Raw genomic sequence first — 15,638 nt, forward strand, 5'->3', positions numbered from 1 at the left:
CCTCATTTTCTCCTTTTGCTCACTATCCCCTTCGTTCAGGAACTGGTAATTCGAATGAATTTGAAGCAATCCATTGTGGCAACATCCTGAGCGAGCGGTATAGTGTGACGAAGGTTGCTCACAAGTCCATCCTTTTTCTAGTGTCATTTTGCAACGTAAGTGTGTCGTCTTGCATGATATACTAGGACTATAAGGGTACAACCTGAGAATACAATGAAGGAGACATACGACCTTGATTATCTTGCAAAATAACACAACAACCCTATTCCGAAGCGCACTGTACGAGACGCTGTCAGCAGTCATTCAGACGGAGGACCTGGTGCTAGTTGTCGATCCTACTTGGCTTCCACATGAAGTGGAGGAGATTAGGCAGCATACCTATTCCATCCTCGCTGACCGGCCCCTCTACCTCTTGTTCACCCATTCGGATTATGACCACATTCTCGGCTACCGAGCCTTCCCCGGTGCTAAGGTTATCGCAAGCGGTGCCTTCGCTCGTCAGGAGCCAGCTTATATAGAGGCTACACTTGAGCAGATTAGGGCCTTCGACGATGATTATTACTTAACTCGCGGCTATGAGATTGAGTACCCGGCCGTCGATATGGAAGCGGTTCGAGATGGGGATACCCTTCAGATTGGCGGTACGCGCCTGACGTTCTATCAAGCGGCAGGGCATAATCCTGACGGGCTATTCACCATTGTAGAGCCGCTTGGACTCTGGCTTGCGGGGGATTATCTCTCCGATATTGAGTTCCCATTCATCTATCACAGCAGCGAAGAATATGAGGCAACGCTGGCGAAGACAGAGCTCATTCTAGAGCGGCATTCCATTCAACTACTGGTGCCTGGGCATGGTGAACCAACGGATAGCCGAGAGGAGATGCTTCGCCGCAAGAAGGACTCCATAGCTTACATCGACCGAATGAGGGAGGCGACACTCAGCCGGAATCAAGCGAGCATTGACCGCATCATAGACGGCTGCAGATTTCCGCGTAATCTTCGCAAGTTTCATCAGGGCAATCAGCGTTTGTTCGAGAGAGAGCTGGGTCTGTAGATTTGGCAGTTTTTATATGGAGAAATTGTGATATCATGGATTCTACGGCATGATGAATCATGTAGCACATACGGGAGGTTACTATGTTCAAGTTGTTCTTCTCCTTCTTATTGCTGAACTGGCTGTTCGGCAATCCTATCGTAGCCTTGCTTGTATTGCTGGCTATCCTCTACTTCCTCGACCGGCGCTTCCTCGGGCTGTCGCCAAGCTTCATTAAGCCGCTGAGGCGAATGCGCAAGATCAGCAGGCTGAAGCAGCAGATTGCGCTCAGTCCGAATGATGTGAGCTCGAAGCTTGAGCTTGCCAGACTGCTCATAGAGAGGAAGAAGTTCAGCAAGGCCAGAGAGCTGCTGGAGCCGCTTCAAGAGACGATGGAGCATTCAGCCGAATTCTGGGATGATCTCGGGACGAGCCGGCTGTTCACAGGGGATCCCGGCGGCGGGGTAGCAGCAGTGGAGCGCGCGCTGGAGCTTAATGCCAGAGTGAAGTACGGCGCTCCTTATCTCAGGTTGGCAGCCCTGCATTCCAGGTCGAATACGGAGCGGGCTCTTCATTATTTGCAGCAATTCCAGTCTATTCAATCCTCCTCATGTGAAGCGTATTACCGTCTGGCAGCCGTCTACAAGGAGATGGACCGCAAGGAGGATGCTGCGGAGGCGCTGGGGGAGGGTCTTCGCATATACCGATCCTTGCCTAGGTATAAGAAGAGGCAGGAGAGAGGCTGGGCTCTGCGATTATGGCTCAGGAAGCTGACCTAAGGCATATATTGTATAAAAAGATTTATTGTCGTTTGGGGCAAAATCGGTAATAATCATAGTTGTGATTCTATACTTATACTATGATTTCTAGAGGAGCAAGTCCCCACGATGCAGCGCAATATATGGCCTATGGCAATTATAGTAATTGTTGTCCTTCTACTAATTAATTCAACCGCTTATTACTTCCTCACGAAGCGCTCTCTTGAGCAGGCGCTGAGCCGCGAGATGCTGACGGTAGCCAAGCAGATTGAGCTGTCTGTCGAGCAGTCCAGGCTCGGAGCAGAGAAGTTCGAGGAAGAGATTGGCCGAGAGCTTAGGGCTGCTGCTGTAGCTGCAAGCTATGCTCTGAATCCCGATATTGAGCAAGTTACGAATGACCAGTTGAAGGCGCTTAGCAAGAAGCTCGGGGTTGAGCATATCACACTGCTCAAGCAGACGGAGGATGACATTATATTGTACAAGTCATCAGATCCGAATGAGCTGGGCAAGAGTACGAAGTCCTGGGATCCTTGGCATCAGGTATTCAGGCAGCTTTTTGCGAAGCAGAACGTCTCCATTGATTGGCTCGGCCAGACGCTGCCGAACTTCTGGAGCGGACCATTCGAGTTCGCCACGACCTCGCCGACGGAGATTTACAAGTGGGGCTTCTACCATGACGGCTCAACGAACTACATCATTAATCCATTCGTCAATTATGAGCGATTAAGCGAATATCAGACTCTGACCGGCGTGTCTCGTCTCATCGGGGAGACCATTAAGAGCAACAAGTCCTTACTCGAAGTCGGCGTGCTGAACCCGAAGACGTTCGCGAAGGGCCGAACCTATACGAAGAATCCTGATGGACAGAATCAAGCGCATATCCTTCAAGATCCTGTCGTCTTCGGTACGTATGACTATGAGCATTCGTCTGACATAGCTAGTGTGAAGAAGGCCTATGAGAATGGGCAGATTGTGATGCGGGATGAGAAGGTCCACGGGCTTCATGTGTTCAAAATGTTCATTCCGGTAACGACAGCCAATGCGCATGCCGGAATTGTGGATGAGAACGGTACTCCGATGAAGAGCTATGTGCTCTCGATCGTATCCGACTATCAAATTATTCAAGATCAGCTTGATGCTCAGTTCCTGAACATTGGCATCATTATTGTCATCATTACTCTGCTAAGCATCCTGGCTGCAATAGTAGCTATGAGATACCTAAGACAGTCTCGTGACCGCGCAGTCCGTGTGACACAGGAAACGTACGTCGATGAGATTAATCAGATGTTCCACTCCATTCGAGCACAGAGGCATGACTTCATTAATCATGTACAGACGATTCATTCCTTGGCTGAGCTGCAGAAGACGCAGGAGCTGGCTGCCTATACGAAGGAATTGACCGGTGAGATTCGGCTCATGAATGATATTATTAACATTGGCAATCCTGCCATTGCTGCCCTCATTCGCTCGAAGATCTCACAGGCGGAGAGCCTACATGTCAGTCTGGTCACCAGCTTCAGCGGAATGAACAAGCTGGAGATGGGGGTCAAGACGCTGGATCTGACTCGAATACTCGGGAACTTAATTGACAATGCGTTCGACGAAGTGATGAAGTATCCTGAAGTATTCCGCAAGGTCATCATTATGGGCAAGCAGACGGATGGCAATCTTGAATTCACTGTCAGCAACACGTGTAACAATGCGCAAGCGTTGATTACTAAGCCGCTGTTCAACGAAGGCTTCTCGACGAAGAGCGGTGAGCATCAGGGACTTGGATTGTCGATCGTCAAGTCCATCGTGGAGAAGTACAGAGGGACTGTTGGGGTCACAATGGGACCAACCCCGGACGAGGTGACCTTCACGGTCAATATTCCTCACTAATGAAGATTGAACTTATAACCGAGCCTAATCGCTATTCAATTAGTCGATTAGGCTCTTTTTTTGTTATAATGGAGGGAATGTGAATGGTTAAGTGGAGAGGAGCAGCGCGTACATGCCAGATCTACAGCTCGAAGAGCATATTCAATCGGTATTGGAGCAGCAGCTGGGCAGTCATCTGACCGGTGCTATTGTGGAACGCGGCTGGGATTATTACCGGCGAGGTCATGTCCTGAGTGTACACGCTGCGGATCATGAGACCATCGTTGGTGCGGTTAGAGGAACAGATGTGTATGCCGTAGCGATAGATGCAGGGAACTTCAGCTATACGACCTGCACTTGTGCATATATCGGCTCCTGCAAGCATATAGCTGCCGTCTACTTCGCTTATTGCGATCAATCGAGCGAATCGGAGCAAGCCGCACAGGAGGCTTATCTGAGATTAACGGGAAGGTCAGAGAAGCCGCTCAAGGGAGAGGCTGTGCAAGCAGATGAGGAATCCTCGGGTCAGACGCATCCGACAGCGGATGCTTCGCCTGCCGCGTGGCTCAGCTGGATGGAGCAGACTCATGGGCAGACCTGGCAGCAATGCCGTCATTCGCTTCACGCCCTTCAGCCTGTATTGTCTTCCTTGAAGGGAACGGCGAAGCTATGGGAGAAGCCTCTGCAGCGGCTCCATTGGATGAGCGCTATTCTATTCGTACTGGAACAAGCGGAACGCGCTATCGCCTCGGTGGATTCGTTCAGCCGCTATTACCATGAGATGTCCTTCCTGCGTATGGCTGAGCCTTGGATTCAGCACTACTATACACTGGCGCTGGAGCTGGAGCCAGCTCATATGAATCAGCAGGAGCATGAATGGGTCAGCGCGGTCATCGGGTTCGCTAAGAATCGAGCTCTACGGAAGGAGAGGCAGTTAATCGGCTGGGAGATGATCTATCTATCGTTAGCCGAGAAGCTGTCGGAGAGCAAGGATTGGTTAAGCAGCGAACTTAGCGAGATGAAGCGACGTTCAGCACACTCCGATCCGGATACGATGAATCAGTCATTCCTCCACACTGCTCTCGCGGTGATGTATATTGTGCAGCACGATGATGAACGGGCGATTGAAGAGCTGAAGCAGACTGAGTTCGATAAGACGGCGCAGCTTGTCTATCCCCAAGCTGCGATGAGGCTGGATGAGCATAATTGGCCGATATTCGAACAGTGGATGGCCTTCTTGTATGAGCAGCTGCGAGGAGTACGCAATGCAAGAGCGCTCGAGCCCTTCCTACTGTTATGCAGGCAAGCCGACATGATACAGCCTGATGAATCCTGGCTTGCCTATATGACGCAGCTGCTGCCATACTCCTATGCCTCCTTATCCGATCACTATCTGGAGCGCAAGTATTATGAGGAATGGGCGGATCTGCAGATCTACTTGAACATGAAGCCGGAGGACCTGAACATACAGGATGTTAGAGAGATGTCGAAGGCGGCTCCTAGATTGCTGTACCCGCTCTATCATCAAGCTGTTGATGCATGGATCGCGACCCGGAATAGGCAAGGCTACCGGATGGCTGTGAAGCAGCTGAAGAAGCTTGAGAAGCTGTACAAGGCAGAGAAGAATACAGCAAGATGGGAAGTCTATATTGCCGGACTCGTGCGGAAGCATCAGCGTCTAAGAGCACTTCAAGAAGAGCTGTGGAAAGGGAAAATCATCATATGAGGACTCGCGTAGGATCAGGCTTGCTTGCAGTAGACGGTTATTGGCGCGATAGTGACGGACAAGGATGCGGCATTGTGCTGAGGTCCACAGCTAAGGATGAGCCCACTCGCCGCATGCGGTCCCTGCTGTTCGCGTGGCATCACCCTTCCTGGTACGGCACAGAGATTGAAGAGGTCGAGCAGGATGAAGGCAGTGAGCTGCTGGTCAGCCCCTTAATGGCTGTCGACTATCTATCTGCTCCTGCTCATGTGCATCTCCTGCAGGTGCAATGGAGCGAGCGGCTGCAAGTATTCATGGAGCTGGCCGAACGGATTCGAACCCTGCTCCTGCACGGATGGTTCGTGCCGGACTATGAGAGATGGACAGAGAGGAATCGTGCATGGAAGCCTTCTATTCCAGAGGAGGAGGAGGCGTTCCATGAGCTCTGGGACGGCTGCCTGTTGAAGCTTAGAGCGTTGAACGAAGAGGGAGCAGCAGCCTCGTGGTTGTCAGAGACGATCGAACAGCTTATTGTCAGTGATGAAGAGGTCGGGGCTTCGTGGAAGCGAGTATCCACTGCTGCCGGTCATTCAGGTCTGTCCTACAAGTCAGCCGTTGAAGAGGATTGGCTCGTTGCTATTGGCTTGCAGAAGGACAATTCTCCATTCCGTGTCGCTCTGCAGCTGGCGGAGCCGGATGACCAGCAAGGCTGGCATCTAAGACCTGCTCTGCAGCATCGCGAGGGAGGCCCATGGCTTCCCATTCGGCTCAACGAGGCCGAATCTCACTACGAAGCTGTGCCGCCGCAGAGTGACCTTAACGACGGGGCTGCGCCAGCTATTCCGCTGGAATGGGAGCCTATGCTTGAGGCAAGGTTAACGAAGGAGCATGCAAGATGGATTGGCGCGCTGCCGGACTGGGAAGATCCCAATCGTCCCGGACGTCTGCGGCAAGAGTTAACGGAAGAGGAAGTATGGATATTCCTAGAGGAGGCCAGCTTGCGGCTGCTGGATGCGGGATGCCCTGTGTTGCTGCCTGGGTGGTGGGAGGCGGTTCGTTCCCGGAAGCTGCGTCTGAAGGCGAAGATGAAGTCATCGACCGGCTCCTCGGAGCAGCCCATGTTCGGTCTGGATCAGATCGTGCAGTTCGACTGGAAGCTTGCCCTTGGAGATGTCGTCATGTCCGAAGCGGAATTCATGCGCCTGGCCGAGGAGAATCGCCGGCTCGTTAAGATCGGCGGTGAATGGGTTCATCTTGACCCGAATGATGTAGATCAGATTCGCCACTGGATGAAGCGGGTAGGGAAGCGCAAGGGGCTCTCCTTCCGCGATGTACTTGAGATGCATCTGCGCGGAGGAGCTCCGCTGGATGGCGGAGACGAGGATGGCGAGAGCCTGCGTGCGGAAGTAGAGCTTAATGAGCATCTGGCAAGCTGGCTGGAGCAGCTGCAGCATACGTCCCAGATCCCGCTCGTAGATAAGCCTGAACAATTCCTGGGGGAGCTTCGTCCGTATCAGCAGCAGGGTGTGTCCTGGCTGTTATTCCTTAGGAGGTTCGGGCTCGGGGGTTGCCTTGCAGATGATATGGGTCTGGGCAAGACGATTCAATTCATGGCCTATCTGGCTCATGTCAAGGAGAACGGACTCAGTTCCGGCTCCCCTTCCCTGTTAATCTGCCCTACCTCTGTCATAGGCAACTGGGAGAAGGAGCTGGAGAAGTTCGCTCCGACGCTTCGTGTCGTGCTTCATTATGGCCCGAAGCGGGACCACGGAGAGGCGCTGGCTCGTTCTATTGAAGGAGCAGATCTCGTCATCACTTCCTATTCATTGGCCCAGCTGGATGAAGAGGATCTAAGCGGAGTGTATTGGGACGCGCTGTGTCTGGATGAAGCGCAGAACATTAAGAATGTGTATACGAAGCAGTCGAGTGCCATTCGAAGACTGCCAGCCGGACATCGCATAGCGCTCACTGGAACACCTATGGAGAATCGTCTGACGGAGCTCTGGTCCATCTATGATTATATTAATCCAGGGTATCTGGGCAGTATTAGTGAGTTCCGAAGAGCGGTCGTCGCTCCAATCGAGAGAACTCGTGACGAAGAGATCATCGCGGGTCTGCAGCGCTGGGTGAAGCCCTTCATGCTGCGGCGAGTGAAGAAGGACCCTGCCATACAGCTCTCCCTTCCTGACAAGAACGAAGCCAAGACTTACATCTCGCTCACTGCCGAGCAAGGGGCCGTCTATGAGAATATTGTGTCGGACTTGCTGGAGAAGCTGGATACCCTTGGTCCGCTTCAGCGTCGAGGCCTTATACTAGCGACGCTCACGAAGCTGAAGCAGCTGTGCAATCACCCGGGGCTGCTTGCCGGAGAGAAGCGGGAGGCGGCCTGGGATATCGAGCGTTCCAACAAAATGCTCCGGCTGCTCGAGATGGTCGAAGAGATTGCAGCGGAGGGAGAACGCTGCTTAATCTTCACTCAATATGTAGAGATGGGGCTGCAGCTGCAACGTATGCTGGAGGAGAAGCTGGGACTTCCTGTCCCTTATCTGCACGGGGGCGTACCTAAGGTGAAGCGGGACGAGATGATCAGCACCTTCCAGGATGAGGAGCAGCCATGCTGTGCCTTCGTGCTATCGCTGAAGGCAGGCGGAACCGGATTGAACTTGACCGCCGCGAATCATGTGTTCCACTTCGATCGGTGGTGGAACCCGGCAGTTGAGAATCAAGCGACGGATCGGGCGTTCCGTATCGGACAGACACGCAAGGTTCAAGTGCATAAGTTCGTCACACTCGGCACCTTGGAAGAGAAGGTCGATGCGATGATTGAACGGAAGCAGTCGCTGAACGAACAGGTCGTAGGCCAGTCCGAGCAATGGATTACGGAGCTGTCGACCGATGAACTGAAGGAGCTCTTCGCCCTGCGCAAGAGCTGGCTGAAGAATTAGGGGGCCGATCCATGAGCAATAGACAGGATGAAGAGTCTCAAGCACGCAAGGCGGATACGCTTAGAAGTGACCGGCGGCTGCTTGCAGCAGACCGTGACGTTGATCCCCCAGCTGCAGCAGAGGAAGCAGAGGCTGCAGAGGAAGCAGGGGCAGGAGTGGAGGCTGGGGACGTTCAACCCGCTCAGCATGGTCCCCATCCTGAAGCTAGCCCCGAATGGCGTGACTTCTATGCGTTGATTCGAGCGAGGATTAGAGATATGCGTGAGATATAAGGACTGAATCTAACGTAGCCTGCCGGGTGAATGAACCCCGGCGGGCTATTCATTTTTATCCCTCCTCCGTGAAATAATAGAATAGTATCCCTCTTCCATCGTAATGTAGACCTCGCTCGCACTCTTCAAGGGACTCTATAATGAAGAGGCAAGGAAGGGTAATCATGCTTCATCCACTCATAAGGAGGTCTATATCGATGAGAAAAAATTACACCGTCATCGCCGCTATGCTGGTAACGATTATGCTCGTTATTACAGCTTGCGGGGGAGGAAACAACGAGAAGCCTGCGAACAATAATGCCGGCGCGACGAATGAACCGGCCGCTACGGAGACGCCTAAGGCTAAGGATGTCACGTTGTCGCTTCGTCATACACAGATTAAGGAGACAAGCAAGACGCGTCTCAAGATCCTTGAAGATGTAGTGGCTAAGACCGAGCAAGAGAACGAGGGACTTACCTTCAAGCTGGAAGGCATCGATGAGATCGTTAACCGCGATACGAAGCTGAAGGCCGAGATGGCTGCAGGGAACCCGCCTGATATATTCGAAGTATTCGGAGGCGCTGACCTGAACCTGTATGTGAAGGCTAATCGCATGCTGGACTTGACTCCAATCATTGAAGAGCTGGGAATCAAGGACAAGTTCGCAAGCCTTGACGAGTTCACAGTGGACGGCAAAGTATACGGATTGCCATTCGGCGGCTATAGCGAAGCGATCTTCTATAATAAGAAAATTTTCCAAGAGCTTGGCCTAGCCATTCCTACTACTTGGGATCAATTGATTGACATCTCAGGCAAAATCAAAGAAGCAGGCTACACGCCATTCGCACTTGCTGCAAAAGATGGCTGGGTAAACGGGATGATGTGGAATACGGTAATGGAGCGCAATGTAGGCATCGATGCGTTCAGCAAGCTAGTCAGCGGTGAAGCGAAGTGGACCGATGAGAACTTCGTTAAGGGCTTCTCGGCCTACGCCGATCTAGTGAACAAAGACTTCTTCACGAAGGGCGCTCTAGGTCTCGCTTATGCCGATCAAGGCGCACAATTCCTATCCGGCAAGTCCGCTATGGTATTCACAGGAACATGGGATGCTAACCGGTTCACTGGCGAAGAAGCAGGTGATCTGAAGGGCAACATCGGCTACTTCTCCTTCCCTGAATTCACAGGCGGTGCCGGCGACCAGAAGTCGATTAACGCAAGCTACTCCAACGGGTTCGGCTTCTCCGCTAATCTGACGCCAGATCAAGTAGAAGCAGCTAAGAAGTTCATCGCCAACTTCTTCAATGAAGAAGTGCAGAAGCGTACACTTGTTGAAGATAAGCTGCTTCCTTCCATGAAGCTGTCTGACCTGTCCGGCGTCGATCCGCTAATCTCGGAAGTGCTCACAGTCATGGCTAATGCATCCTCTTCATGGAAAGCGTACGACGCCATCGTTCAACCGGCTGTAGGTGCTGAAGTGAACGTAGGCCTGCAAGAACTGATCGGGAAGGTAAGCACTCCTGATAAGGTTGCAGCCAAGATTCAAGCGGCTCAAGACAAGGCGAACGCAACTAAATAATCGCTTCATTATAAGGGTGTCCTTCCACTCCGGAAGGGCACCCTTCACACACTCAACTATCTGCACGGTCTGAAGGAGGATCTTATGAACAGAGCGCTTAGAAATCCACTCACCTACCTTGCGTTCATCGTTCCCACACTGGCATTATACGCTCTCTTCTTCGTATATCCGGTCGTTGTATCGTTCCTGTACGGGTTATTCCAATGGGATGGCATTACCGATAAGGTATTTATCGGCTTAGACAACTTCACCCGATTGTGGCAGGATGAAGTGTTCCGCAGGTCACTGCTTAACAACTTCTACTTCATGGCCTTCTCCCTAACTGTGAATATTCCGCTCGTCTTCCTTATCTCGATTGTGATCAGTAAGGTTGGACGGATGCGTGACTTCTACAAGTCTGCCGTGTTCGTGCCAGTAGTTATCTCAACGGCAACGGTAGCGATATTGTTCGGCGTGCTGCTCAATTATGATTCCGGCATGATTAATCAATTCATTCGTCTCGTCGCACCTGACAGCTGGGCTAGAGAATGGCTGTCGAATCCGAAGCTAGCGATGCTGTCTATTCTGATTGCGAACGCTTGGCAGAACATCGGATTTTTCATCGTGCTATGCTTGGCTGCCATTCTTAACATTCCCCGGGAAATTACAGAAGCTTCGAAGATCGACGGCGTGAACGGCTGGACGGAGACATGGTCAATCATCCTTCCATTAGTTCGTCCTATTCTGTTCGTCATGCTGCTGCTTACGGTGTCCGGTACGATGAAGGTGCTTGATATCGTTCAGATTATGACGAACGGCGGTCCGTTCCAATCGACTGAGGTGATGTCGACTTATATGCTGAAGGTTGGCTTCCGCTCCATGGAGCTCGGCTACGGCAGTGCAATCGGCGTCGCGATGTTCATCATCATCCTGATCCTGACCGGCATTCTACAGCGTGTATCCAAGAGTGAGGAGGTGCAATACTGATGGCTAGACTTCGGAATACCCAGTGGCTCATGCACATCTTCTTGTCCTCTTATGTCATCGTATTGCTGTTCCCACTCGTCTGGCTGCTCATGTCGTCCTTCAAGACTAATCGTGAGATTACGATGAATACCTGGTCGCTGCCTTCTTCCTTCCACTTCGAGAACTACAAGGCAGCATGGGAGACGGCGAATATTAGCGGATATTCCTTCAACTCCTTAATCGTGACTGTTGCTGCATGTATCATCACGCTGCTCTTCGCAGCGATGACTTCATTCGCGCTCTCGAGGATGAAGTTCGCCAAGGCGAATAAGTGGATCTACCAATTCATTCTGCTTGGTCTGATTGTACCTCATGGTGCGATGCTGATCCCGCTGTACCGCTTGATTCAGGGCATCGGTCTATATGATTCGCATTGGGCGCTCATTCTGGTATACTGCACGTATGCGCTGCCCATAACGGTGTTCATTATCTATGCCTTCATGCTGTCCATTCCATCTGAGCTGGAGGAAGCGGGCATAATGGACGGCCTTGGAGCAACGGGATTGTTCAGCAGAATTATCCTGCCGATCTCGATACCGGCTCTGGTTACCGTATTTATCCTTAACTTCATCACGAACTGGAATGAATATATTCTATCTCAGCTGTTCATCACGTCCGAGTCGCTGAAGACGCTCCCGACTGGCATGGCGACCTTCAATGACGGCTATCGTACGAACTTCGCTTCCCTCTCGGCTGCCGTAATCATTAGCATCATACCGGTGCTTGTCATCTACTTCTTCCTGCAGCGGCAGATTATCGAAGGGATGACATCTGGGAGTGTGAAAGGCTAGGCGCTCCGGGCAACCCGGCAGCTGCAGCGTTTTTCATTCCTCCCCCTGAACGAACAGAGATGATAAGGTAGGGGAGGAACGAAAAAAAGGCTGCATCTGCTCGAGTTGCCCTTCGCTTGCAGCGTGAAGAGCAACCTTTAAGACCAAGACCAAGACCAAGACCAAGACCAAGACCAAGACCATACACCAATAGATTGTGCGGGGGAGATACTGCCTTGAACTTAAGACCTAAGCTTATGGTTGCTTTTATATTCCTCATCGTCATTCCGATGATTCTGCTCGGCATTGTGTCGTTCTTGAATTCGGAGAGCTTGCTTGAGGAGAAGTACAGTGAGCAGACAGAGCTTACGCTCAAGGCAGTAGGGGGCAATATCCGTTATTTTTTCCGCGAGCTGGATCAGCTGTCCGATAACAGTCTGTCGAGTGCAGAAGTGCAGGATACGCTGAAGTACAGCACCTTCTCCAGGGATGATGCGAGCACGCTTATTGCGATCAACCAAGCGGAGAAGGAGATGACGAGGATACTGTTCCAGCATCCTGCGGTCAGCTACGTGGTGCTCTACGCAAGAGACGGCACGATGTTCCGCGCCTTCCGCAATGATCCGACGACCTTCAAGCCAATCGCTTACGAGCTGCTCAAGGAGCATAAGCTCTACCAGGAGGTCATGAAGCTCGGAGGGCGGCCGCTGTGGATTGGACCTCATGAGCAGAAGGAGCTGACCGGTGTAGAGCCTCCGCTGTTCACGCAGATGCGCGTCGTTAAGGATGTGGATTCCTTCAATGACCTTGGCATCATGATTACGCAGTACAAGACCGAGGAAGTGTACAGCATGCTGCGGACCTTCCTGTCTCCTCAGGTGAATGAGAATGTGGAGGAGTCCCAGTATGTCATCGTCAACAGCGAAGGACTCATTCTGTTGGACAGCCGGCATGAGAGCGAAGGCATGAGCATTGAGCAGTTCACCGGTGTCCCGCTGCCCCAGGATGCAGAAGGCTACGCCAGCGCGCGAATGACCTTCAAGGAAGAGGACAGTCTGGTCTCCTCCTACAATCTGGACCGGAACGGCTGGATTCTCATCTCCGTGAAGTCATGGGAGTCACTAACCAACGAGAGCACACGATTCATTCAGTGGATTGGTGCGATTACGATTATGTGCTTGCTGTCTGCCATTCTATTCAATGTGTTCTTCGTCTCCCGAGTGGCCAGATCCATTATTAAGGTTGTTCGCAAAATGCGTCTAGTCGAGCAAGGACTGCTCGATATCCGGGTAACCGCCCATGGCAAGGACGAGACGGTGCTGCTCGCTAACAGCTTCAACAGCATGGTGGAGCGAATCGGCTACTTGCTCAGCGAAGTGCGCCAAGAGCAGGAGCGCAAGCAGCATGCGGAGATGATGCTGATGCAGGCTCAGATTAAGCCTCATTTTCTCTTCAACACCCTAGAATCTATTAACGCCCTAGCCGCTCAGAACGAGGGGGGCAAGATTATGCAGATGGTTCGACGGCTAAGCAATCTGCTCCGTACAAGCATGCATCAATCGGAGGAGATCTCCGTGCACCAAGAGATTGAGCATGTTCGCAGCTATCTCGAGATTCAGAAGTATCGATTCGAAGACTTGTTCACGTATACGATTCAAGCTGCGGAGGATACGCTTGATTATTCCATTCTGAAGCTGACGCTGCAGCCGCTCGTTGAGAATAGCATCCAGCATGGCTTCGAAGGATTCGAGGATGGCATTGGTGTCATTACCATTGAAGTCTTCTCCGAAGGATATCAGCTCGTATTGTTGATTGAGGACAATGGAACAGGTATGTCCGCAGAGACACTCCGCAAGTTCTCTGCTCATCAGCCTGATGCGATGGAGAGGCATGGAGATGCGGCAGAGCTCGGCGAGCGCAGGGGTCTCGGTCTGCGCAACGTGGCGGATCGGCTCCGCATTCACTATGGCTCCGCGTATGGCTTAATGATCTGCAGTGAAGAGGGGTATGGCACCGTCATACGCTGTACAATTCCGAAGAGCAGAGGAGGGGTAGAATGAGCGGTCGTGTACTGTTGGTCGATGATGAACCCCATATTACTCGCAACCTGCAGAAGGTCATTCCGTGGGAGATGCTCGGTCTGGAAGTCCCTGCTACAGCGAAGAATGGCATGGAAGCCCTGCAGCTGCTTCAGCAGACTCCATATGATCTGCTATTATGCGATATCCGCATGCCGGTCATGGATGGACTGGAGCTCGTTCGACAGATTCGGGAGACGAACATAGATTGCGAAGTAATCATGCTGTCGGGCTACCAGGACTTCGCTTATACTCGGATGGCCATTCAATACGGGGTGAAGGATTATGTGCTGAAGCCGATCCCTTACGATGAATTGACCGGCGTCATTGCGAGAGTCATGACAAGCCAGCGCAATCGGCGCAGGCAGCAGGATGAGCAGGATAGGAAGATCGGACGCATTGCTGATCTTGCGGGAGAGAAGATTCTCTACGACATCATCATGGATTATACCGATGTAACGGCCGAGCATTGGCTCATCGCAGGGGACGAACAGCAGCTCCGCCAGCAGCAGCATGTGCTCATCGTGCTGAATCTGGACATTGGAGCTGAGAATGCGAAGGACTGGCGCGACTGGTCGGACAAGGAGCGCAAGCTGTGGAACTTCGCTGTCTGCAATGTGCTTCGAGAGAAGCTGGATCAGCACGGGCTCGACCATGCAGTCATTCAGATTCGTGATGGAGAATGGTGTGTACTCATTCACCAGGAGGGGGAAGAGCTCTATAATCACTCTGCCATTACGGAATGGACCAATCTGCTGCTCGAGACGGTGAAGAGCAATGTGAAGCTGAGCCTATACGCTGGAATCTATCAGCAATATGCTTCTGTCATGAACCTGGCGGAAGCTTATAAGCTGGTCCAGCAGGGGATGCAGATTACGCCTAACCATCGTCCGATTGCCTTCTACCCCGCCAGTTCACCTTCAGCATCCGGTCAGGAGCAAGCCTTCTGGGATATAGCCGAGACGATGATCGTAACGGTGAAGAGAGGCGATGCATCCGCTATAGACGGGGTTCTGGACGAGATGACGAGGCACCTGCAAGGCTTAGGGGAGCCTTCGGCTACGCGTGTTCAGCCGACGTTGCAGTTTTTTGTCCTGCAGCTAATGCGGGAGATGAAGGAGATGGGGGTCTTCACGAAGGAGCAGGAAGATACGCTGTGGCGCCGATTGGATAGACGATTCTGCATCACCGACTTGATGTCGGTCATTCGTCAAGTGACGAATGCGGTAGCAGACAAGTCTATGGATAAGAAGAAGCAATCCGAGCGGTCCATGCACGAAGCGAAGCTGTATCTGGATCGCAACCTGTACCGGGACATGAGCGTGGAGGAAGCAGCAACCAAGGTTGGGCTGAGCACATCGTACTTCAGCTTGCTGTTCAAGCAGACGTTCGGCGAGACGTTCATCGAATATGTGACTCGCCAGAGGATGGAGCGTGCGAAGGGGCTGCTGGCCGCTACGCAGAAGAGCATCGCTCAGATTGCGAAGGAAGTGGGCTATTCGGAGCGGCGATACTTCACGAAGGTATTCATGAAGTACACGGGCGAGAATCCTACCGATTATCGACTGAAGCGCCAAGCGGGGCTGGAAGCAGTAGCGGAAGTGGAGACGAGCGGCTCTGAACCGCAGTCTTGATCTGGTATCTATACGAAGGAAA

Annotated in this window: 11 protein-coding genes; all 11 read left to right on the plus strand. The window is 52.2% G+C overall.

What is annotated here, in order from left to right:
• Positions 1-232 precede the first annotated feature (232 nt).
• The 11 genes from ACFO9Q_RS21450 to ACFO9Q_RS21500 all read left to right on the plus strand — a co-directional run bounded on the left by ACFO9Q_RS21450 (position 233) and on the right by ACFO9Q_RS21500 (position 15,616).
• Positions 233-1,054 carry an MBL fold metallo-hydrolase gene (locus ACFO9Q_RS21450; RefSeq protein WP_379185626.1) on the plus strand — a complete coding sequence of 274 codons (822 nt, stop codon included), beginning with the start codon at positions 233-235 and terminating at the stop codon, positions 1,052-1,054.
• An 83-nt stretch (positions 1,055-1,137) separates the two neighbouring features.
• Positions 1,138-1,812 (plus strand): tetratricopeptide repeat protein, encoded by a 675-nt coding sequence (locus ACFO9Q_RS21455; RefSeq protein WP_379185627.1) that lies wholly within the window; start codon positions 1,138-1,140, stop codon positions 1,810-1,812.
• 108 nt (positions 1,813-1,920) lie between these two features.
• Complete coding sequence (locus tag ACFO9Q_RS21460) at positions 1,921-3,672, plus strand: sensor histidine kinase (protein WP_379185628.1); 1,752 nt, start codon at positions 1,921-1,923, stop codon at positions 3,670-3,672.
• Positions 3,673-3,784: 112 nt separating this feature from the next.
• Positions 3,785-5,377, plus strand: coding sequence for an SWIM zinc finger family protein (locus ACFO9Q_RS21465; RefSeq protein WP_379185629.1), 1,593 nt, complete (start codon positions 3,785-3,787; stop codon positions 5,375-5,377).
• Positions 5,374-8,301, plus strand: coding sequence for a DEAD/DEAH box helicase (locus ACFO9Q_RS21470; protein ID WP_379185630.1), 2,928 nt, complete (start codon positions 5,374-5,376; stop codon positions 8,299-8,301). The genes ACFO9Q_RS21465 and ACFO9Q_RS21470 overlap by 4 nt, the downstream gene beginning before the upstream one ends.
• 11 nt (positions 8,302-8,312) lie before the next feature.
• Positions 8,313-8,573, plus strand: a complete 261-nt coding sequence (locus ACFO9Q_RS21475; RefSeq protein ID WP_379185631.1) for a hypothetical protein — start codon at positions 8,313-8,315, stop codon at positions 8,571-8,573.
• Positions 8,574-8,770: 197 nt separating this feature from the next.
• On the plus strand, positions 8,771-10,129 hold the full coding sequence (locus tag ACFO9Q_RS21480; protein ID WP_379185632.1) for an extracellular solute-binding protein: 1,359 nt from the start codon (positions 8,771-8,773) through the stop codon (positions 10,127-10,129).
• Positions 10,130-10,213: 84 nt separating this feature from the next.
• Positions 10,214-11,095: a carbohydrate ABC transporter permease gene (locus ACFO9Q_RS21485; RefSeq protein WP_379185633.1), complete on the plus strand. Its 882-nt coding sequence runs from the start codon at positions 10,214-10,216 to the stop codon at positions 11,093-11,095.
• Positions 11,095-11,925: a carbohydrate ABC transporter permease gene (locus ACFO9Q_RS21490; RefSeq protein ID WP_379185634.1), complete on the plus strand. Its 831-nt coding sequence runs from the start codon at positions 11,095-11,097 to the stop codon at positions 11,923-11,925. The genes ACFO9Q_RS21485 and ACFO9Q_RS21490 overlap by 1 nt, the downstream gene beginning before the upstream one ends.
• Positions 11,926-12,140: 215 nt before the next feature.
• Positions 12,141-13,964 carry a cache domain-containing sensor histidine kinase gene (locus tag ACFO9Q_RS21495; RefSeq protein WP_379185635.1) on the plus strand — a complete coding sequence of 608 codons (1,824 nt, stop codon included), beginning with the start codon at positions 12,141-12,143 and terminating at the stop codon, positions 13,962-13,964.
• The gene (locus ACFO9Q_RS21500) at positions 13,961-15,616 is read left to right on the plus strand and encodes a response regulator transcription factor (RefSeq protein WP_379185636.1); all 1,656 of its coding nucleotides are present in this window, start codon (positions 13,961-13,963) and stop codon (positions 15,614-15,616) included. Before ACFO9Q_RS21495 ends, ACFO9Q_RS21500 begins: the two co-directional genes overlap by 4 nt.
• Positions 15,617-15,638 lie beyond the last annotated feature (22 nt).

Origin of the sequence: Paenibacillus sp. GCM10023252 (assembly GCF_042653305.1) — a bacterium.
Lineage (GTDB): Bacteria > Bacillota > Bacilli > Paenibacillales > Paenibacillaceae > Pristimantibacillus.

Coding starts and splice junctions, on each gene's coding strand:
- ACFO9Q_RS21455 (WP_379185627.1), top strand. CDS start 1,138: ATGTTCAAGTTGTTCTTCTCCTTCTTATTGCTGAACTGGCTGTTCGGC.
- ACFO9Q_RS21460 (WP_379185628.1), top strand. CDS start 1,921: ATGCAGCGCAATATATGGCCTATGGCAATTATAGTAATTGTTGTCCTT.
- ACFO9Q_RS21465 (WP_379185629.1), top strand. CDS start 3,785: ATGCCAGATCTACAGCTCGAAGAGCATATTCAATCGGTATTGGAGCAG.
- ACFO9Q_RS21470 (WP_379185630.1), top strand. CDS start 5,374: ATGAGGACTCGCGTAGGATCAGGCTTGCTTGCAGTAGACGGTTATTGG.
- ACFO9Q_RS21475 (WP_379185631.1), top strand. CDS start 8,313: ATGAGCAATAGACAGGATGAAGAGTCTCAAGCACGCAAGGCGGATACG.
- ACFO9Q_RS21480 (WP_379185632.1), top strand. CDS start 8,771: ATGAGAAAAAATTACACCGTCATCGCCGCTATGCTGGTAACGATTATG.
- ACFO9Q_RS21485 (WP_379185633.1), top strand. CDS start 10,214: ATGAACAGAGCGCTTAGAAATCCACTCACCTACCTTGCGTTCATCGTT.
- ACFO9Q_RS21490 (WP_379185634.1), top strand. CDS start 11,095: ATGGCTAGACTTCGGAATACCCAGTGGCTCATGCACATCTTCTTGTCC.
- ACFO9Q_RS21500 (WP_379185636.1), top strand. CDS start 13,961: ATGAGCGGTCGTGTACTGTTGGTCGATGATGAACCCCATATTACTCGC.